At 59.8% G+C, this 19,458-nt stretch carries 18 protein-coding genes; 6 read left to right on the top strand and 12 right to left on the bottom strand.

The genetic code is table 11. From position 1 onward, the window contains the following. Positions 1 to 117 precede the first annotated feature (117 nt). Complete coding sequence (locus CKW38_RS20560; protein ID WP_095113715.1) at positions 118 to 873, bottom strand: anti-sigma factor; 756 nt, start codon at positions 871 to 873, stop codon at positions 118 to 120. Beyond that, complete coding sequence (locus tag CKW38_RS20555) at positions 870 to 1,376, bottom strand: sigma-70 family RNA polymerase sigma factor (RefSeq protein WP_007917263.1); 507 nt, start codon at positions 1,374 to 1,376, stop codon at positions 870 to 872. The genes CKW38_RS20560 and CKW38_RS20555 overlap by 4 nt, the downstream gene beginning before the upstream one ends. Positions 1,377 to 1,533: 157 nt before the next feature. Between CKW38_RS20555 and CKW38_RS20550 the strand changes: the two genes are divergently transcribed. Together CKW38_RS20550 and CKW38_RS20545 are read left to right on the top strand one after the other, a co-directional pair. Continuing rightward, positions 1,534 to 2,640 (top strand): catalase family peroxidase, encoded by a 1,107-nt coding sequence (locus CKW38_RS20550; protein WP_007917260.1) that lies wholly within the window; start codon positions 1,534 to 1,536, stop codon positions 2,638 to 2,640. Continuing rightward, positions 2,637 to 3,182 (top strand): cytochrome b, encoded by a 546-nt coding sequence (locus tag CKW38_RS20545; RefSeq protein ID WP_095113714.1) that lies wholly within the window; start codon positions 2,637 to 2,639, stop codon positions 3,180 to 3,182. The genes CKW38_RS20550 and CKW38_RS20545 overlap by 4 nt, the downstream gene beginning before the upstream one ends. On the opposite strand, the gene CKW38_RS20540 is transcribed toward CKW38_RS20545, so the two are convergent. Together CKW38_RS20540 and CKW38_RS20535 are read right to left on the bottom strand one after the other, a co-directional pair. Next, positions 3,179 to 4,372, bottom strand: a complete 1,194-nt coding sequence (locus tag CKW38_RS20540) for an MFS transporter (RefSeq protein ID WP_095113713.1) — start codon at positions 4,370 to 4,372, stop codon at positions 3,179 to 3,181. The genes CKW38_RS20545 and CKW38_RS20540 overlap by 4 nt on opposite strands. 148 nt (positions 4,373 to 4,520) lie before the next feature. After that, on the bottom strand, positions 4,521 to 5,672 hold the full coding sequence (locus CKW38_RS20535; RefSeq protein WP_095113712.1) for a M14-type cytosolic carboxypeptidase: 1,152 nt from the start codon (positions 5,670 to 5,672) through the stop codon (positions 4,521 to 4,523). Positions 5,673 to 5,768: 96 nt separating this feature from the next. On the opposite strand from CKW38_RS20535, the gene CKW38_RS30220 reads away from it, so the two are divergent. Further along, a complete protein-coding gene (locus tag CKW38_RS30220) occupies positions 5,769 to 5,933 on the top strand; it encodes a hypothetical protein (RefSeq protein WP_157279732.1) in 165 nt (54 codons plus the stop codon). Between the two features lie 220 nt (positions 5,934 to 6,153). Here CKW38_RS30220 and CKW38_RS20525 read toward each other — a convergent pair whose 3' ends face one another. Then, a complete protein-coding gene (locus tag CKW38_RS20525) occupies positions 6,154 to 6,492 on the bottom strand; it encodes a DUF6124 family protein (protein ID WP_007917252.1) in 339 nt (112 codons plus the stop codon). A gap of 130 nt (positions 6,493 to 6,622) precedes the next feature. Between CKW38_RS20525 and CKW38_RS20520 the strand changes: the two genes are divergently transcribed. Then, on the top strand, positions 6,623 to 7,282 hold the full coding sequence (locus CKW38_RS20520) for a LexA family transcriptional regulator (RefSeq protein WP_007917250.1): 660 nt from the start codon (positions 6,623 to 6,625) through the stop codon (positions 7,280 to 7,282). Between the two features lie 40 nt (positions 7,283 to 7,322). Here the strand turns inward: CKW38_RS20520 and CKW38_RS20515 are convergent, their stop codons facing one another. The 4 genes from CKW38_RS20515 to CKW38_RS20500 are packed head-to-tail and all read right to left on the bottom strand — an operon-like array spanning position 7,323 to position 12,884. After that, positions 7,323 to 9,272 carry an acetyl/propionyl/methylcrotonyl-CoA carboxylase subunit alpha gene (locus CKW38_RS20515; protein ID WP_095113710.1) on the bottom strand — a complete coding sequence of 650 codons (1,950 nt, stop codon included), beginning with the start codon at positions 9,270 to 9,272 and terminating at the stop codon, positions 7,323 to 7,325. Next, positions 9,272 to 10,087 carry a gamma-carboxygeranoyl-CoA hydratase gene (locus CKW38_RS20510; RefSeq protein ID WP_095113709.1) on the bottom strand — a complete coding sequence of 272 codons (816 nt, stop codon included), beginning with the start codon at positions 10,085 to 10,087 and terminating at the stop codon, positions 9,272 to 9,274. The genes CKW38_RS20515 and CKW38_RS20510 overlap by 1 nt, the downstream gene beginning before the upstream one ends. 13 nt (positions 10,088 to 10,100) lie before the next feature. Further along, a complete protein-coding gene (locus tag CKW38_RS20505; protein ID WP_095113708.1) occupies positions 10,101 to 11,708 on the bottom strand; it encodes a carboxyl transferase domain-containing protein in 1,608 nt (535 codons plus the stop codon). 12 nt (positions 11,709 to 11,720) lie between these two features. After that, positions 11,721 to 12,884, bottom strand: a complete 1,164-nt coding sequence (locus CKW38_RS20500; protein WP_007917237.1) for an isovaleryl-CoA dehydrogenase — start codon at positions 12,882 to 12,884, stop codon at positions 11,721 to 11,723. 294 nt (positions 12,885 to 13,178) lie between these two features. Here CKW38_RS20500 and CKW38_RS20495 point away from each other — a divergent pair, with 294 nt between their 5' ends. Beyond that, entirely contained in the window at positions 13,179 to 14,876 is a 1,698-nt protein-coding gene (locus tag CKW38_RS20495) for an AMP-binding protein (protein WP_095113707.1), read from the top strand. Between the two features lie 604 nt (positions 14,877 to 15,480). On the opposite strand, the gene CKW38_RS20490 is transcribed toward CKW38_RS20495, so the two are convergent. The 3 genes from CKW38_RS20490 to CKW38_RS20480 form a co-directional block, all read right to left on the bottom strand. Next, the gene (locus tag CKW38_RS20490; RefSeq protein ID WP_095113706.1) at positions 15,481 to 16,380 is read right to left on the bottom strand and encodes a hydroxymethylglutaryl-CoA lyase; all 900 of its coding nucleotides are present in this window, start codon (positions 16,378 to 16,380) and stop codon (positions 15,481 to 15,483) included. Between the two features lie 144 nt (positions 16,381 to 16,524). Next, positions 16,525 to 16,923 (bottom strand): MerR family DNA-binding transcriptional regulator, encoded by a 399-nt coding sequence (locus tag CKW38_RS20485; RefSeq protein WP_007917234.1) that lies wholly within the window; start codon positions 16,921 to 16,923, stop codon positions 16,525 to 16,527. A gap of 152 nt (positions 16,924 to 17,075) precedes the next feature. Continuing rightward, entirely contained in the window at positions 17,076 to 18,011 is a 936-nt protein-coding gene (locus CKW38_RS20480) for a LysR family transcriptional regulator (RefSeq protein ID WP_007917233.1), read from the bottom strand. Between the two features lie 157 nt (positions 18,012 to 18,168). Here CKW38_RS20480 and CKW38_RS20475 point away from each other — a divergent pair, with 157 nt between their 5' ends. Beyond that, entirely contained in the window at positions 18,169 to 19,398 is a 1,230-nt protein-coding gene (locus CKW38_RS20475) for an acyl-CoA dehydrogenase (protein ID WP_007917231.1), read from the top strand. Positions 19,399 to 19,458: the final 60 nt, after the last annotated feature.

Here is a 19,458-nt window from a genome sequence, read left to right as displayed (position 1 = left end):
ACGATCCTTTGTAGGAGCTGTCGAGTGAAACGAGGCTGCGATCTGTTGATCTTGCCCTTAAGAACAAGATCAAAAGATCGCAGCGTGCCGCAGCTCCTACATAGAACAGCGGTGTTTTCAGAATTGCAGTGATTGCTTGAGCTGTTGCGCCGCTGGTGTATCGACCGGGCTGACCATCGCATAGTTGTAGCCACCACCCGACCAGTATTCGGCCTGCAAGTCGCCATCACTGCGGCTTCCACGCGGCAAAAAAGTGTTCTTCGGCCCCGGCGGGCGCACGTAGAAACTCACCTTGTGGCCACTGCCATCCTCATACATCACCATCGCTGCCGGGCCTTCGTCGGTGCTGAGCAGGCGTCCGCTGACCGGTTCAAACCCGGCCGCCTTCAGATCCGGTAAACGACTGGCCCGGTTGAAATAACGGTCGAGCCAGCGCTGCATGTCGCCATCACTGTCGACCTTGTAATCAGCCGGCAGCATGCCTTGCTGGGCAATCAGGCGATAGGCTTGCAAGGCGTCGGTCATCGGCAACATGGACGGGCGCACCAGGGTCATTTCCCGAGCCTGCCAACCACTGAATCCGCCGACGCTGACCGCTATCAGCAACACCGCTGCGCTGGCCAGATGGCGACGCGATTGACGCTGGCGGCGCTGGCGAATCATCGCCGGATCAAGCGCCGGGTTGGCCGGTTGCTGCAATGCGCCGCTGAGTGCCGCGCGCAATTGCTGGGCATCCTGTTGCCAGGCGCGAACCTGCGCCGCTTCATCCGGGTGACTGGCCAGCCAGGTCTCCAGCACACGCCGGTCGGCGTCGCTGAGCTGGTGGTCGACATAGGCGTGCAGGTCACGCTCGTTGGGAGGCAGGCTGATCATTTGAGTATCCGCAAAGAAGGGCTGCTGATTTCGCCGTCGCTGAGTTGGCGCAAGGCCTGGCGGGCGCGGGACAGGCGCGACATCACGGTGCCGATCGGGGCGCCGAGAATCTCGGCGACCTCTTTATAGGAAAGGCCTTCCACTGAGACCATCAGCAACAGGGCGCGCTGTTCGCTGGGCAGGCGATCGAAGGCTTGCAGGGTCGACTGGGCGATGACGGTGCGCTCGACCGAGGGTTCGGCATCGTCGCGGCCGGTGAAGAATTCGAGCATGCGCGCATAGCGTCGGGAGCGCCGATGGGCGTCGAGAAACTGCCGATAGAGGATCGCAAACAGCCAGGCGCGCAAGTCGCCGTCGGCGCGTTTATCGCCCCAACTCGACAGTGCCCGCTCGAGGCAAGCCTGTACCAGATCGTCGGCACTGCTGCTGTTGCGTGTCAGTGACACGGCAAAGCGGCGCAATCTGGGAATGATTTCTCTCAACTGTTCGTCGAATTCGCTCATGAAATTCTGCTAGTCACTACGCTGTGGACTAGGGAGACGCCCGTCGTTGGAGGTTATTCCACGTTCGGAAAAATAAATACCGTCGCGTGGAATAAATCCGGACGAGGCGCGTCTTGCTGATTCTTCCTACTTGTGGCCGATGGCCCTGGAGTTTTTCATGGTTGATCGTTCATCACCCGATGCTGCACCGCCCGGCGGGCCGCAGCGTCCGCCACTGAGTGCGGCGAGCCTGGTTCTGCGTCTGGGCGGCATTGCTGTGGTAGTCGCCGCAGTGGCCGGAGCATTCGCCTACGTTCACGGCAACTTTGACCCACAACGCCTGACGCCAAAAGCGTTGGTCGATGTGCTGGAGAAGAACAACGGCGTGCACCCCGGGTTTCGCCGTAACCACGCCAAAGGCGTGTGCGTGATCGGGCATTTCGAGAGCAGTGGTGAGGCACGGGCGTTTTCTACCGCGCAGGTGTTCAACGAGCCGCAGACCCCGGTAGTCGGGCGATTCGCCTTGCCAGCCGGCAATCCGTATGCACCGGACAGCAGCGTGCCGATTCGCAGTCTGGCGTTGCGATTCACCCAGGCCAACGGGCAGCAGTGGCGCACCGGGATGAACAGCATGCCGGTGTTCCCGGTCGGTACGCCTGAAGCGTTTTATCAATTGCAGCAGGCACAGTCGCCAGATCCGGCCACCGGTAAACCGGATCCGAGCAAGGTGCCAGCGTTCTTCGCATCGCATCCGGAAGCCGTGCCGTTTCTGACCTGGGTGAAGACCGCCAAACCCTCGGCCAGTTACGCCACCGAAACCTACAACAGCGTCAACGCGTTTTATCTGGTCGACGCCAGCGGTAAAAAACAGGCCGTGCGCTGGAGCATGACGCCGTTGGCGCGAGACGCTGCGGGCGCCACTGCGCCTGAGGGCGGCGATTTTCTCGAGAAGGATCTGGTGCAGCGGTTGGCGTCTGCGCCGTTGCGTTTTCAGTTGAACATCACCCTGGCCAATCCTGAGGACCCGGTGAACGATGCCAGCAAGACCTGGCCCGACGGCCGCAAAGTGTTGAACGCCGGCACACTGGTGCTGGAAAAAACCCAGCCACAACTGAGCGGCGAATGCCGTGATATCAACTACGACCCGCTGGTGCTGCCGGCCGGGATTCAAGGCTCCGACGACCCGTTGCTCGCGGCGCGTTCCGCCGGTTACGCCAATTCCTATCTGCGTCGCACCAGCGAAGTCAGCCAGTTGCCCGCTGCCAAACAGGAGGCTCGTCCATGAGCACTCAACCGACGCATTTCGCCCTGTTGGCGCGCCTGCTGCACTGGCTGATGGCAATCATGATCATCGCCATGCTGTTTATTGGTGCCGGCATGGTCACCTCGGTTTCCGAGCGGCATGAATGGTTGATCCATCTGCACAAACCGCTGGGCATTGCGATTCTGGCGCTGGTGATTGTCCGTTTGCTGGTGCGGTTCACTACGCGCCAACCGCCGCTGCCGGCGGATTTGCCAAGTTGGCAAGTGATGGCGGCGAAGGCTTCGCATCTGCTGCTGTACGCGTTGATGCTGGTGTTGCCGTTGCTGGGCTGGGCGATGATCAGTGCTTCGGGTGAACCGGTCATGCTCAGCACAACGTTGCAGTTGCCAGCCATTGTTCCGGCTGATGCGCAGTTGTTCGCGATTTTGCGCAAGGCTCACGGGTATCTGGCCTATCTGTTGTTTCTGACGGTGCTGCTGCACCTGGCGGCGGCGCTGTTTCATGGCTGGATCCGCCGCGACGAGGTGCTCGACAGTATGTTGCGCGGTCGCGACCGCGGTTAACTCGCTTGAGTGGCGCAGCGTGCCGGTGCGCCGCTTTTCAGGGTCAGCCACCAGTACGCGAGCGCCACGGCGTTGATGCCCGCGCCGAGCAGGCACACGCCGATCCATCCGGCCCACGCGTACATCGCGGTCGAGCCGATGGAGCCGAGCGCGCTGCCGATCGAGTAGAACAGCATGTAACCGGCGGTGAGACGGCTTTGCGCTTCGGGGCGCACGCTGTAGATCATGCTCTGGCTGGTGACGTGCACCGCTTGCAGACCCAGATCCAGAGTGATCACGCCGAGTAGCAATGCCCACAGCGAAGATTGGGTGAGGGCGATTGGTAGCCATGAAGCGAGCATCAGCAACAGCGAAAGACTGCTGACCCATTGTCCGAGGCCGCGATCAGCCAAGTGTCCGGCCCGTGCGGCGGCCAGCGCACCTGCGGCACCGGCCAGCCCGAACAGTCCGATTTCACTGTGTGACAAAGAAAGTGGCGGCGCGGCCAGCGGCAACACCATCGGCGTCCACAGCACCATTGCGCTGGCAAAGGTCAGCAGCGCGAGGATCGCGCGTTGACGCAGTACCGGTTCCTCTTTGAACAGACCGAATACCGAAGCAATCAGTGCGGTGTAGCCAGTCGCCGGTTGTGGGGCTTCATGCTTGGGCAGGACGCGAAACAGCAGCAGCGCCATCAACAATGTCAGCCCCGCTGACAGGAAATAAATCGCTCGCCACCCAGCCAGATCGGCCATGCCGCCGGCAACCGTGCGTGCCAGCAGAATTCCTACCACGATACCGCTGGTGACCACCCCGACCACGCGCCCGCGCTGGGCCGGGAGCGCCAGCGTGGCGGCGTAAGCCACCAGCACCTGCGTCACTACCGCGAGCAGCCCTGTCAAGGTCATGCCAAGCAGCAGCCACGCACTGTTGGGCGCCAGCGCGATCATCAACAATGCCGCTGCCGATAGCAGCGTTTGAGTGACGATCAATCGGCGCCGGTTGAGCAGATCACCGAGGGGCACCAGTAGTACCAGACCGATGCCGTAGCCGATTTGCGTCAGGGTGATGACGATGCCGATGGTCGCCGGCGACAGGGCAAACGCCTCGGCCATGGCGTCCAGCAATGGCTGTGCGTAATACACGTTGCCCACGGCCAGACCGCAGGCCACAGAGAAAAGCAAAACGGCGCTGCTTTTGAGAGGTTTCATATCCCGCATCCTTTTAGGTTTCAAAATAAAACCTTGATCACGGTATGGGTGCGGGTTTTATTTTGCAACCTGTTTGCGCGAGTGTGTGAACGGCAAAAAGCAAAAGATCGCAGACAAGCTGCGATCTTCTAAGGGACGGAGGAGGGGATCAGCGCAGGGTATCAACCATGTCAGCGATGGTGGTCAGCACATCTTTGCCCAACTGTTTTGAGCGCTTGCCCGACCAGCCGGTTGCTTTGTCGGGATGGTCGTCGTGATCCTTGAACGGCATTTCCAGGGTCAGCGACAAGCAGTCGTATTTCTGCCCTACGCTGTTGCACGCCAGGGTCATGTTGGCCTGGCCCGGTTCGTCGCGGGTGTAGCCGTGCTTGGTCTGGAAATCTTTGGTGGTGTGTTTAAGGTGGCTGCGAAAGTGCTCTTCGAGCTTCTCGATTCGTGGCGTGTAGCCCGGATTGCCTTCGCAACCGGCGGTGAACACATGGGGGATTTCTTCATCGCCGTGTACGTCGAGGAACAGGTCGACGCCATACTTTTCCATCTGTTGTTGTACGAAAAGTACTTCGGGGCTGACGTCCTGACTGGCGTTCTGCCAAGCGCGGTTCAAGTCCTGGCCCATCGCATTGGTGCGCAGGTGACCGTGGAAGGCACCGTCCGGATTCATGTTCGGCACCAGGTACAGATCGGCACTCGCCAGCAGCTTGTTCAGCACCGGATCGTCATGTCTTTCCAGGCGTTCGATCACGCCTTCCATGAACCATTCGGCCATGTGTTCGCCCGGATGCTGCTGAGCAATGATCCAGACTTTGCGCTGGCCTTCGGCACCGGTGCCTTTGCGCAGCAGCTGAATGTCGCGACCTTCGACGCTCTTGCCGGTTGCCAGCAATTCGGTGCCGGCCTTGCTCAGTGCCTGATCGATCAACCAGTCGTGACGGCCACGGCTGTAGGGTTCGAAGTAGGCGAACCATGCATGGGTTTGCTCGGCTTCGAGGCAAAAGCGCAGGCTGTCACCTTCAAAACTGGTTGGAATGCGGAACCAGTTGACGTGGTCGTAGGACGCGACTGCCTGATAGCCGGTCCAGGCTTTGTTATAGGAAGACTGGCTGGCGTTGACCAGGCGAAACCAGTGTTCCTGATGAACATGCAGGCCGCTGGCCTTGAAGTGGAACCACTGAAAGTGAGCGCTGCGGGTGTCCGGGCGAATGGCCAGAACCGGATTGAGCGGGTTGCTGATGTCGATGACTTGGATATTGCCGCTGTCGAAGTTGGCGCTGATGTCGAACGAAGATTTGGCCACGGTCATAATCGATTCCTGAATATGATTTTTATGGCCGTTACTTTACACGCAGGCAGGGCTGAAACCGAGGGGAATTGCGGGGTGTGGCGGGGGGCGTCCTCCATGACGCGCAAGCAGCTTAGAGACTGTGCGATTGATTCTCAAGTGCTAATTGTCATTAGTTTGCCCCAATCTGGCCGGGCCTCGCTTGCCAAGCGATATTCTTTTGATATTATCCGCGCCATCGAATTTGCAGCACTTAAAGACTTCATTAGCCTGAAGCCATAAGCCCGAAAAACGGGCAAAAAAAGACCCGGCAAAAAGCCGGGTCAAAAACCGTGATTAGCCTGATGAGGAGATAGTCCAGAAGACCGACCTAAGGTCTCTGGTCCATCGACTGATCTCGCGACCAGCTGCATGCAATAATAATCATTATCATTTGCAAGTCAAATGTTTTTAGCTGCGCGATTGGAAAATTCTTTTCCGTCCGCCCGCACTCGCGTTCCTCTCAGGCTTCATCGCCATCGAGCGAATGGTCGACCATCGCCCGCGCCATATCCACCATGTGCACCACTGAAAATGCCAGATCGCGACTCGCGCCTTGCAGGCTTTCGGCTGCCTTGAACGCAGTGGCTGCCGCACAGCGCAACAGGTCCGAGGCATGCACCAGGGCTTCTTCGCCACTGAGATGGCGCCTGACATCGAAAAAACGCTCGTCGACCTCTGGTTCTGAAACAGCTGGTTTCAAGTAATAGTCCAGCGCTCGCTGCGCTGCCGCATTGCCCTGAGGGGAGGTGAAGCTGGTGTCCATTTGCAGGTCTGGCAAGTCTTTGCTGCTGATATTCATGATGAAGAAGCACTCCTTGGTCGATTGTAAATCCGTGCTTTCAGAATAGTACTCTGTGTAGTTGTGACCAGAACTTAAATACTACAATATGTGTTTTGTTGGCCGAAGGCGTCGACGTAAGGTGCTGCACATGGATAAATGGATTGAGTTGGTCAAGGCCAAGATGAGTGAACTCAAAATCACTCAAACAGAGCTCGGAGAGCGCGTCGGCATGTCCCAGGGCGGGATAGGCCATTGGCTGAACAAGCGTCGCGAACCCGGCATCACGGAAATGAACCGCGTGCTGCAGGCGCTGGGCATGGATTTCCTCGAAGTGGTGCTGGTGATCCGTGAACCGCAACCAATGGCGGACGACGAGATGCCGCTGGCGCAGAAGTACAACCCGTACTTCCGTTACCCGGTCAGCGATTGGCAGACGACCTGCGAGGTGCGCGAGAACGATCCGGCGTCTTACACCAAGGCATCCGGCAAGCAGCGCTTCGAACTGACGGATTACCATGCGCGTGGCCCGGCGTTCTGGCTGACGGTGACGGGGGATTCAATGACCGCCCCCAGTGGCCAGAGCATCGCCGAAGGCATGCTGATTCTGGTCGACCCGGCGGCCGAAGCGGTGCCCGGCAAACTGGTGATCGCCCAGTGGCCCGACAGCCCTGAAGCGATCTTCCGCAAACTCGACGAAGAGGGCGGCCAGCGTTACCTGGTGCCGCTCAATCCGACCTGGCCGAAAGCCCTGCTGACCGATGAGTGTCGAATCATCGGTGTTGTGGTTCAGGCAACGGCGCGTTACTAGTCAGATCGATCCGCGCCCGGCGTAGGATCGATCCTCCCCATCACACTGCCTCCAGTTCAACCAAAGCGCTGCCTTCGCCGACCATTTCGCCTTCCTGGCAATACAGCGCTTTGATCACTCCCGCATGCGGCGCGCGGATGCTGTGCTCCATCTTCATTGCTTCCAGCACCACCAGTTGCGCACCGGCCTCGACCGATTGCCCGGCCTCGACCAGCACACGGACAATGCTGCCGTTCATGGGCGCAGTCAGGCCACCCTGATGACTGTGACTGGCTTCGACGGCGCTGATCGGGTCGTACGTTTCGATGCGCCGCAATTCGCCTTCCCATTGCAGGTACAGCGAATCGCCCTGGCGAATGGCACGCAACGTACGACGGACGCCCTCGTGTTCGACGATGAGCGCTTCGCCGGACAGTCTGGCGTGATCATCGGTACTCAGCGTCAGTGCTCGATCCTGTCCCTCGCAACTCAAATGCAGGGTGATTTCCCGAGGCAATCCCGCACGCAAACCGCTGTTGAGTGACCATGGCGAAGCCGGGTCATCCTGGCGCGCCAACTGCGGCAGGCTCTGCGCCACCGCCTGAGCCGCCGCGTTCCAGAACGCATCGCTCAACGCGCCCGGCGCAGGCAGCAATTGCTCCTGATAACGCGGAATAAATCCGGTATCCAACTCCGCCGCCGCGAACGCCGGATGGGCGATGATCCGCCGCAAAAAGTTTATGTTGGTTTTCAAACCGCCAATCGCAAACTCGTCGAGCATGCTCAACAACCGCAACCGAGCCTGTTCGCGATCTTCGCCCCAGGCAATCAGCTTGCCCAGCATCGGGTCGTAGAACGGCGAAATTTCATCGCCTTCTTCAACTCCGCTATCGACCCGGCGCCCAGGCCCTTCAGCCGATTCGCGATACAACGCCAAACGCCCGGTCGCCGGCAGGAAGTCATTCGCAGGGTCTTCGGCGTACAAGCGCACTTCAATCGCATGACCGTTTAACGGCACCTGCGCCTGGGTGATCGGCAGCGCTTCACCACGGGCTACGCGGATCTGCCACGCGACCAGGTCCAGACCGGTGATGGCCTCGGTCACTGGATGCTCCACTTGCAGGCGCGTATTCATCTCCATAAAGAAGAACTCACCGCGCGCATCCAGCAAAAATTCCACAGTACCGGCGCCGACATAACCGATCGCCTGCGCCGAACGCACCGCCGCTTCGCCCATGGCGCGACGCAGCTCCGGGGTCAGGCCCGGTGCCGGCGCTTCTTCGACGACTTTCTGATGGCGTCGTTGAATCGAGCAGTCACGCTCGTTGAGGTACAGGCAGTTGCCATGTTGATCGGCGAACACCTGGATTTCCACGTGACGCGGTTTGAGCAGGTATTTCTCCACCAGCATCCGCGAATCGCCGAACGACGACTGCGCTTCACGCTGAGCGGAGGCGAGGGCTTCGGCCAACTGGCTGACGTCCTCGACCACTTTCATGCCTTTGCCACCACCGCCGGCCGTGGCTTTGAGCAGCACTGGATAACCGATGCGTTCGCAGGCATCACGGAAGGTGTCGAGGTCCTGTGCTTCGCCGTGATAACCCGGCACCAGTGGCACACCGGCGGTTTCCATCAGCGCTTTGGCGGCGGACTTGCTGCCCATCGCATCGATGGCCGAGGCGGGCGGGCCGAGGAAAATCAGCCCGGCCGCTTCGATGGCACGAGCGAAGCCGGCGTTTTCCGAGAGAAAACCGTAACCCGGATGAATCGCCTGCGCGCCGCTGGCCTTGGCCGCTGCGATCAGTTTGTCGATTTGCAGATAACTGTCGGCGGCTTTGCTGCCGCCCAGGTCGACGCGAATATCCGCTTCCCGGCTGTGCCGCGCCTCGCGGTCGGTGGCGCTGTGCACGGCGACCGTGGTCAGGCCCAGCGCTTTGGCGGTGCGCATCACGCGGCAGGCGATTTCGCCACGGTTGGCCACCAGCAGGGTGGTGAGAACGGGTGCGCTCATCAATGCGGCTCCTTGGTGGTGGTTGCGGCTTGCCAGCTCGGTGGACGTTTTTGCAGAAAGGCGCGCAAGCCTTCCTGACCTTCCGGGCTGACGCGGATACGGGCGATGGCATTTTCGGTGTAGCGGCGCAGCGCCGGGGTCAGTGAGCCGTTGCCGACTTCACGCAGCAGGTCCTTGCTGGCGCGCATGGCGGCGGGGCTGTTGAGCAGCAAGTTGTTGATCCAGTGCTCGACTTGCTGATCAAGTTCAGCGGCCGGATAGCTCTCGGACAACAAACCGATTTCGCGCGCACGCTGCCCGCCGAAACGCTCGGCGGTCAGGGCATATCGACGTGCAGCGCGTTCGCCGATGGCCTGCACCACAAACGGGCTTATTACCGCCGGCGCCAGACCAATGCGTACTTCCGACAGGCAGAATTGCGCGTCATCGGCGCCAATCGCCATGTCACAGCAACTGATCAACCCCAGCGCGCCCCCGAATGCCGCGCCTTGTACCACAGCCACGGTGGGGATCTTCAGCTTGGCGAGGTTGTACATCAACTCTGCCAGTTCACGGGCGTCGTCGAGGTTGGTGTGGTAATCGAGTTCGGCCGATTGCTGCATCCACGCCAGATCAGCGCCGGCACTGAAGTGCTTGCCACGGCCACGCACCAGCAGGAAACGCAGGCTGGCGTCGCTGGCGACTTTGTCCAGCGCGAGGATCAGCTCGCGGATCATCTCGGCGTTGAAGGCGTTGTTCTTTTCCGCGCGGTTGAGCCACAGCGTGGCGAAACCCCGTGGGTCGCTTTGCAGTTCGAGGGTGTTGAAATCACTCATGAGATTCTCCCGATCACATCCGGAACACGCCGAAGCGGCTCGGTTCGATTGGCGCGTTCAGCGACGCGGACAGGGCCAGGGCCAGCACATCGCGGGTCTGCGCCGGGTCGATGACGCCGTCGTCCCATAGCCGTGCGCTGGAATAGTAGGGGTGACCCTGCTCTTCATACTGGTCGAGGATCGGTTGCTTGATCTCGGCTTCCTGCTCGGCACTGAAACCCTGACCGCTGCGCTCAGCCTGCTCACGTTTGACCTGCACCAACACGCCCGCCGCCTGCTCGGCGCCCATCACGCCGATCCGCGCGTTCGGCCACATCCACAGGAAACGCGGATCGTAAGCGCGCCCGCACATGCCGTAGTTACCGGCGCCGAAGCTGCCGCCGATGATTACGGTGAATTTCGGCACTTTCGCGCAAGCCACCGCCGTGACCAGTTTCGCGCCATGTTTGGCGATGCCACCGGCCTCGTATTTCTGGCCGACCATGAAGCCGGTGATGTTCTGCAAAAACAGCAGCGGAATGCCGCGCTGGCAGGCCAGTTCGATAAAGTGCGCGCCTTTCTGCGCGGCTTCGGCGAAGAGGATGCCGTTGTTCGCCAGAATCGCGATCGGGTAGCCGTGCAGATGCGCAAAGCCACACACCAGCGTGGTACCGAACAAAGCCTTGAATTCATCGAACACCGAACCGTCGACCAGTCGCGCAATCACTTCGCGCACGTCGAACGGCTGCTTGGCATCAGCCGAAACCACGCCGTACAACTCATCGCTGGCGTACAGCGGTGCGATCGGCGCGCGTTGCTGCACTTCGCCGAGTTTGCGCCAGTTAAGGTTGGCGACGCTGCGGCGGGCGAGGGCGAGGGCGTGTTCGTCGCTCTCGGCGTAATGGTCGGCGACCCCGGAAATCTTGCAGTGCACATCGGCGCCACCCAGATCCTCGGCGCTGACCACTTCACCGGTCGCAGCTTTCACCAATGGCGGGCCGGCGAGAAAAATGGTGGCCTGATTGCGCACCATGATCGCTTCGTCGGCCATCGCCGGCACATAAGCGCCGCCAGCGGTGCAGGAGCCCATGACCACGGCGATCTGCGGAATGCCCATCGCGCTCATGTTGGCCTGGTTGAAGAAGATCCGCCCGAAGTGCTCGCGGTCCGGAAACACTTCGTCCTGACGCGGCAGGTTGGCGCCGCCGGAATCCACCAGATAGATGCACGGCAAGCGATTCTGTTGAGCGATGGTCTGTGCGCGAAGATGTTTTTTCACGGTCAGCGGGTAGTACGAACCGCCCTTCACCGTCGCATCATTGGCGACGATCATGCACTCGACGCCTTCGACCCGACCGATCCCGGCAATCACGCCAGCGGCGGGCACGTCTTCGCCATACACGGCGTGGGCGGCCAATTGGCTGATTTCCAGAAACGGTGAGCCCGGATCGAGCAAACGGTTGATGCGTTCGCGCGGCAGCAGTTTGCCGCGCGAGGTGTGGCGTTCCTGGGCTTTCGCGCCGCCACCCTGCGCCACTTGGGCGAGCAGGGTGTGCAGGGCGTCGACCTGTTTGAGCATCGCCGCGCTGTTGGCGGCGAACTCCGCTGAGCGGGGATTGAGCTGAGTGTGCAGGGTAGCCATGGCCAGCTCCGTTTAGCGGGTTTCGTTGAACAGTTCGCGACCGATCAGCATGCGACGGATCTCACTGGTGCCAGCGCCGATTTCGTACAGCTTGGCGTCACGCAGCAGACGACCGGCCGGGAACTCATTGATGTAACCGTTACCGCCGAGAATCTGGATCGCGTCGAGGGCCATTTGCGTGGCGCGCTCAGCGGTGTAGAGGATCACCCCGGCGGCGTCTTTGCGGGTGGTTTCGCCACGCTCGCAAGCCTGTGCCACCGCATACAAGTAGGCGCGGCTGGCGTTGAGCTGGGTGTACATGTCAGCGACTTTGCCCTGGATCAGCTGGAATTCGCCGATGCTCTGGCCGAACTGTTTGCGGTCGTGGATGTACGGCACGATCAGGTCCATGCACGACTGCATGATCCCGGTCGGGCCGCCGGACAACACGACGCGCTCGTAATCGAGGCCGCTCATCAACACTTTTACGCCGCCGTTGAGCACGCCGAGGATGTTTTCTTCCGGCACTTCGACGTCATCGAAGAACAGCTCGCAGGTGTTGGAACCGCGCATGCCGAGCTTGTCGAACTTGTTGCTGCGGCTGAAGCCTTTCCAGTCGCGCTCGACAATGAATGCGGTAATGCCGTGCGGGCCTTTCTCCAGATCGGTCTTGGCGTAGATCACGTAGGTGTTGGCGTCGGGGCCGTTGGTGATCCAGGTTTTGCTGCCGTTGAGGACGAAACGGTCACCGCGTTTGTCGGCGCGCAGTTTCATCGAGACCACGTCGGAGCCGGCGTTTGGCTCGCTCATCGCCAGTGCGCCGACGTGCTCGCCGCTGATCAGCTTCGGCAGGTATTTGGATTTCTGTTCGTGGTTGCCGTTGCGGTTGATCTGGTTGACGCAGAGGTTGGAATGCGCGCCGTAGGACAGCGCCACCGAGGCCGAACCGCGACTGATTTCTTCCATCGCCACCACGTGCGCCAGGTAACCCAGGCCTGCGCCGCCGTACTCCTCCGGCACGGTGATGCCGAGCAGGCCCATGTCGCCGAATTTGCGCCACATGTCGGCGGGGAACAGGTTGTCGCTGTCGATCTGCGCAGCGCGCGGAGCAATTTCCTTGGCGACAAAGGACTGAACCTGATCGCGCAGCATGTCGATGGTTTCACCGAGGGCGAAGTTCAGGGATGGATAGCTCATGGGTCACCTTTTGGCTTTTTTGTAGGGTGGGGAGGGCGGTCATTCAGCTCTCACCTTTACGTTAACGTAAGCCTGCGATGAAGGGCTGTCAATCACCCTTTACGTTAACGTCAACTTGAGCGACAGTAGGGGCAGTTCAAGATTGAAAGCTGATTAGATTTTGTAGGAGTGAGCCTGCTCGCGATCGCGTCGTGTCAGTCGACGTAAGTGTTGACTAATGGATCGAGATCGCGAGCAGGCTCACTCCTACAAGTGACCGTCGGCAACCCATAAATAAAGACAATAGGGGTCGTCATGGATCAACCCAGTGCAAACCCGCCGCGCAGCTACACCCGTGGTTCACAGGACAAAGCCTTGCTGGCGATGACCATCGGGCAGAAGTTCGATCAGACTGTCGCGCAATACCCCGACGGTGAAGCGCTGGTGGTCCGCCATCAGCAGTTGCGTTATTCCTGGCGACAACTGGCCGAAGCGGTGGACCTGCACGCCAGGGCGCTGCTCGCTTTGGGTTTGCAGGCCGGCGACCGCCTCGGTATCTGGGCGCCGAACTGCGCGCAGTGGTGCATCACGCAAGTCGCCACCGCAAAAATCGGCGTGATCCTGGTCAACATCAACCCGGCCTACCGCAGTTCCGAACTGGAATACGTGCTCAAACAATCCGGCTGCCAATGGCTGGTCTGCGCCGGGGCGTTCAAGTCCTCCAACTACCACGGCATGCTGCAAGGCCTGATGCCGGAACTGGCCGAGCAACCCCTCGGCCAACTGCGCAGCGAACGCCTCCCCGAACTGCGCGGCGTGATCAGCCTCGATGCGCAGCCACCCTCAGGTTTCCTGCCGTGGTCGGAGCTGGCAGATCTCGCCGCCAGTCTCTCCCCCGAACAACTACACGAACGCAGCAACAGCCTGCACTTTGATCAGCCGGTGAACATCCAGTACACCTCCGGCACCACCGGTTTCCCCAAGGGCGCGACCCTCAGCCACTACAACATCCTCAATAACGGTTACATGGTTGGCGAAAGCATCGGCCTGACCCCGCGCGATCGCCTGGTCATCCCGGTGCCGCTGTACCACTGCTTCGGCATGGTCATGGGCAACCTCGGCTGCATCACCCACGGCAGCACGATGATTTACCCCAACGATGCCTTCGATCCTTTACTGACCCTGCAAACCGTCGCCGAAGAGAAAGCCACCGGCCTTTACGGCGTACCGACCATGTTCATCGCCATGCTCGACCAGCCACAACGCGCCCAATTCGATCTGTCGAGCCTGCGCACCGGGATCATGGCCGGCGCGACGTGCCCGATCGAAGTGATGCGCCGGGTGATCAGCGAAATGCACATGAGTGAAGTGCAAATTGCTTACGGCATGACCGAAACCAGTCCGGTGTCACTGCAGACCGGGCCGAACGATGAGCTGGAATTGCGCGTGACCACCGTCGGCCGCACCCAGCCACAGCTGGAGAGCAAGATCATCGACGAGGCCGGCAACCTGGTGCCACGCGGCACCATCGGCGAACTGTGCACTCGCGGTTACAGCGTGATGCTCGGCTACTGGAACAATCCGCAGGCCACCGCTGAAGCCATCGACGAGGCGGGCTGGATGCACACCGGCGACCTGGCGAGCATGAACGAGGAGGGTTACGTCAATATCGCCGGACGTAACAAGGACATGATCATTCGTGGCGGCGAGAATATTTACCCGCGTGAGCTTGAGGAGTTTTTCTTCACCCATCCGGCGGTGGCGGATGTGCAGGTGATCGGCATTCCGTGCTCGCGTTACGGTGAGGAGATTGTCGCCTGGATTAAACTCCACCCCGGCCACAGCGCCACGGAGCTGGAGCTGCAAACCTGGTGCAAGGAACGCATCGCGCACTTCAAGACGCCACGGCACTTCAAGTTTGTCGAAGAGTTTCCGATGACGGTGACGGGCAAGATCCAGAAATTCAGGATGCGTGAGATCAGTATCGAAGAACTGAAAACAATCGAGCGTTAACCACCACCCCTGTGGGAGCTGGCAAGCCAGCTTCCACAGGGATTTGCGGTGAAAACAGGAATCACAGAAAGCACAAAGGGGAGCCGAAGCTCCCCTTTAATTTTGTCGTCGAGTGCTCTTTTTTATTATTGAGGGTCGGTCTGTTGTTGTTTTTGGCAACCGTGGCCCTTTACCGCTGTTTTTGGCGACCCCCATCCGGGGTCAAGAGCAAACGTATTTTTTTGAGCGCTGATCTGCTTTCTCGCTAAGCGATCCAACCGATTCGGGAGCTACCTGAAGGTAGTTTTATTGTTCTCTGCCCGGTTGCGGGTCACTCCTGAGAGCACCCTGAAAAGCACACCTTCTCCAAAAAAATCTGTTAGCTGCGTCTCTGCCGTGTTGTTTTTGTTATGTCAGAGTCGGTACGTCTTATTTTTATTGGTTTGCTGCTTTTTATTCTTGTTATGCCATAGAGATAGCAGAAGCCGTGCCAACTTTTAAAAAACCTTATAAATCAAAGGTTTGAAAATTTCGGCAGATTTTCGCTCCAGCGAAACCAGACAATTTGTTTCCGTGTTACTCGCTTAAACCCACATTCCGGACACAGCGGTAACACCTTCCCCCCTTACTGCGCGCTACGAGCCTTGGCCACGCGTGAACCGCTCGGGCGACCGAGCACCGCGCTGATCTGCTGACCCGCGGCAATCAAGGCGTCCAGGTCGATACCGGTCTCGATACCCAGGCCGTTGAGCAGGTACATCACGTCTTCGGTGGCAACGTTACCGCTCGCGCCTTTGGCGTACGGGCAGCCGCCGAGGCCCGCGATAGAGCTGTCGAACACCGAAATCCCTTCAAGCAGGCTGGCATAGATGTTGGCCATGGCCTGACCGTAGGTGTCGTGAAAATGCCCGGCGAGTTTTTCCCGTGGCACTTGCGCCGACACCACTTCAAACAAACGGCGCGTCGCGCCCGCGGTGCCAGTGCCGATGGTGTCGCCCAGCGAAACTTCGTAGCAGCCCATCGCATACAACTCGCGCGCGACCATCGCCACTTGCTCCGGCGCGACCGTGCCTTCGTACGGGCATCCGAGCACACACGACACGTAACCGCGCACGGTAACGCCGTGCTGCTGCGCGGCTTCCATGATCGGCGCAAAGCGCGCCAGGCTTTCGCTGATCGAGCAGTTGATGTTGCGTTGCGAGAACGCTTCGGAGGCGGCGGCGAACACCGCGACTTCCTTGACCCCGGCAGCGATGGCGTCTTCAAATCCGCGCAAGTTCGGCGCCAGTGCGCCGTAGGTTACGCCGGGCTTGCGCTGAATCTGCGCGAACACTTCGGCGGAACCGGCCATTTGTGGCACCCATTTCGGAGAGACGAAACTGCCGACTTCTATATAGCCGAGGCCAGCGGCGCTCAAAGCATCGACCAGTTGCACCTTGTCAGCGACGCTGATCGGTTGGGCTTCGTTCTGCAAGCCATCGCGCGGGCCGACTTCGATCAGGCGTACTTGGGAGGGGAGGGACATGGGCTGACCTGCTCTTTTGAATTTGTGGAGAACCCCTATAGGAGTGAGCCTGCTCGCGATCGCGGAGTGCCAGATGAAAATTGCGTGACTGATACACCGCTATCGCGAGCAGGCTCACTCCTACAGGGGGATTTATGTTGTTAGTCAGATCGCCTGCTGGCTCTTCAGCGTCTGCTCCAACGCCTGGACGCAGCGCTCTTCAGCGGTATCGAGTTCCAGTTTCATCTGTTCGATATCCAGCAACTGCTGTTCCAACTGCTCGCGACGCTCAGTGATTTTCGCCAGCATGCTGTTGAGCTGTTTGGTGTTACCGCTGGACGGGTCGTAGAGTTCGATCAATTCGCGGCATTCGGCCAGCGAAAAACCGATGCGCTTGCCGCGCAGGATCAGCTTCAGGCTGACCTTGTCGCGCGGCGAATAGATGCGTTCCTGGCCACGGCGCTCAGGGCTGAGCAGGCCTTGTTCTTCATAAAAGCGGATCGCCCGGGTGGTGATGTCCAGCTCGCGGGCGAGGTCGGAGATGCTGTAAGTCTGGCTGCTCATGGAAGCGCTCGGAAAAAGGTCTTGGCGCTAAGCTAATGGCAGGTTGACGTTTACGTCAAGCAAGAAAAAGATCGCAGCCTTCGGCAGCTCCTACAGGGGTGATAGATTCCAAATGTAGAAGCTGCCGAAGGCTGCGATCTTTTGATCTTTCCTTACACCACCTGCTTATCCAGCTTCTTCTCCTGCGCCGTCACCTGCTGGCACAACTCGATCATCTGCTCGCGCATCCAGCGATTCGCCGGATCCTGGTCAGTGCTTTCATGCCAATACAGATGCGTCTCCACCGGCGGCACATCATTCACCGGCAGATTAAACGCCTGCAGTTCATGGCGACGGGCAAAGCGCTCCGGCACGGTCATGACCATGTCGGTCTGCTGCATCACTTGCGATGCCATCAAATAGTGCTGCGAACGCAGGGCGATCTTGCGTTGAATGCCCATTTTGCCCAGCGCCAGATCGACATAACCCAAACCACTGCGGCGGCTGGAAATGTGGATATGGGTCAGCGACAGGTAATCATCCAGCGAGAGCTTTTCCTTGCCCGCCATCGGATGCCCTTTGCGCATCGCGCAGACGTAGCGGTCTTCCATCAGCTTGACGTGGCGCACCTGCGGGTCGGTGTTGAGCGGCGCATCCACGGCGAAATCCAGACGCCCGGCGGCCAGCTCTTTGGTGGTCTCGCGGCGTTTGGACAGAAAACTTTCGATGATCACCGTCGGCGCCAGGCGGCGCAGGCGCTGAAACAGCGGCGGCAAAATCACCGCCTCGGTGAGGTCGGTCATGCTGATGCGGTAAGTCTTGACCGCTTGTGCCGGGTTGAAAATGCGGCTTTCCTGTACCGACACACGCAGCAACGACAGCGCGTTACGCACCGGGCCGATGATGTTCTGTGCCATCGGTGTCGGCACCATGCCCTGAGCCGTGCGCACGAACAGCGGATCGTTGAAGGTCTCGCGCAACCGCGCCAATGCGTTGGACACCGCCGGCTGAGTGATGCCGACAATCTGCCCGGCGCGGGTCAGGTTGGCTTCGGTGTAAATCGCGTCGAAGACGATGAAAAGGTTGAGGTCGACCTTGCTCAGATTCATAACGCGGCTTCTCTTGTTTTTAAGGGCTGACGATCACTGGATCATATATCGGTGATGAATGTTTATACACGCCGAGAATAGGCTAGGTAAATTATCAGCGCTGTTCTAGCATCGATTGCATGACTTGAACAACCTCTGCCCAAGAAGGTAATTGATCATGGATTTCGCTTATTCGCCCAAGGTGCAAGAACTGCGTGAGCGCGTGACCGCGTTCATGGACACTTACGTTTATCCGGCTGAGGCGGTGTTCGAACGCCAGGTTGCCGAAGGCGATCGCTGGCAGCCGACCGCGATCATGGAAGAGCTCAAAGCCAAGGCCAAAGCCGAAGGTTTGTGGAATCTGTTCCTGCCGGAGTCGGAACTCGGTGCCGGTCTGAGCAACCTCGAATACGCGCCACTGGCAGAAATCATGGGCCGCTCGCTGTTAGGCCCGGAGCCGTTCAACTGCTCGGCGCCGGACACCGGCAACATGGAAGTGCTGGTGCGTTACGCCAACGAAGAACAGAAACAGCGCTGGCTCGAACCGTTGCTGCGCGGCGAAATCCGCTCGGCATTCGCCATGACCGAACCTGACGTAGCCTCGTCCGACGCCACCAACATGGCCGCCCGCGCCGTGCGTGATGGTGACGAGTGGGTGATCAACGGTAAAAAATGGTGGACCTCCGGCGCCTGTGATCCACGCTGCAAAATCCTGATTTTCATGGGCCTGAGCAATCCAGATGCGCCGCGCCACGCCCAGCACTCGATGATCCTCGTGCCGGTCGATACTCCCGGGGTAAAAATCGTTCGTCCGCTGCCGGTGTTTGGTTACGACGACGCTCCGCACGGCCACGCCGAAGTGCTGTTCGACAACGTGCGCGTGCCGTACGAAAACGTCCTGCTCGGCGAAGGGCGCGGCTTCGAAATCGCTCAAGGTCGTCTTGGCCCAGGCCGGATTCACCACTGCATGCGCTCGATCGGCATGGCCGAACGTGCACTGGAATTGATGTGCAAACGTGCGGTGAGCCGCACTGCCTTCGGCAAACCGCTGGCACGTCTGGGCGGTAACGTCGACAAGATCGCCGACTCGCGGATGGAAATCGACATGGCACGTCTGCTGACGTTGAAAGCGGCGTACATGATGGACACCGTCGGTAACAAAGTGGCGAAGAGCGAAATCGCGCAGATCAAGGTTGTTGCGCCGAACGTCGCGCTGCGCGTGATCGACCGGGCGATCCAGATGCATGGTGGGGCAGGGGTCTCGAACGATTTCCCGCTGGCCTACATGTACGCCATGCAACGTACTTTGCGCCTGGCCGACGGCCCGGACGAAGTGCACCGCGCAGCGATTGGCAAGTTCGAGATCGGCAAGTATGTGCCGAAGGAGATGCTGCGTAGCGAGCGCTGATCCGGCACCGCGTTATCGTTCTTCGCGAGCAGGCTCGCTCCCACATGGGATCGCATTCTT

Source organism: Pseudomonas sp. Irchel 3H7 (genome assembly GCF_900187605.1).
Taxonomy (GTDB): Bacteria; Pseudomonadota; Gammaproteobacteria; order Pseudomonadales; family Pseudomonadaceae; genus Aquipseudomonas.
The sequence above is the reverse complement of the archived record's forward strand: the minus strand, read 5'-3'. Positions and strand labels throughout refer to the sequence as shown.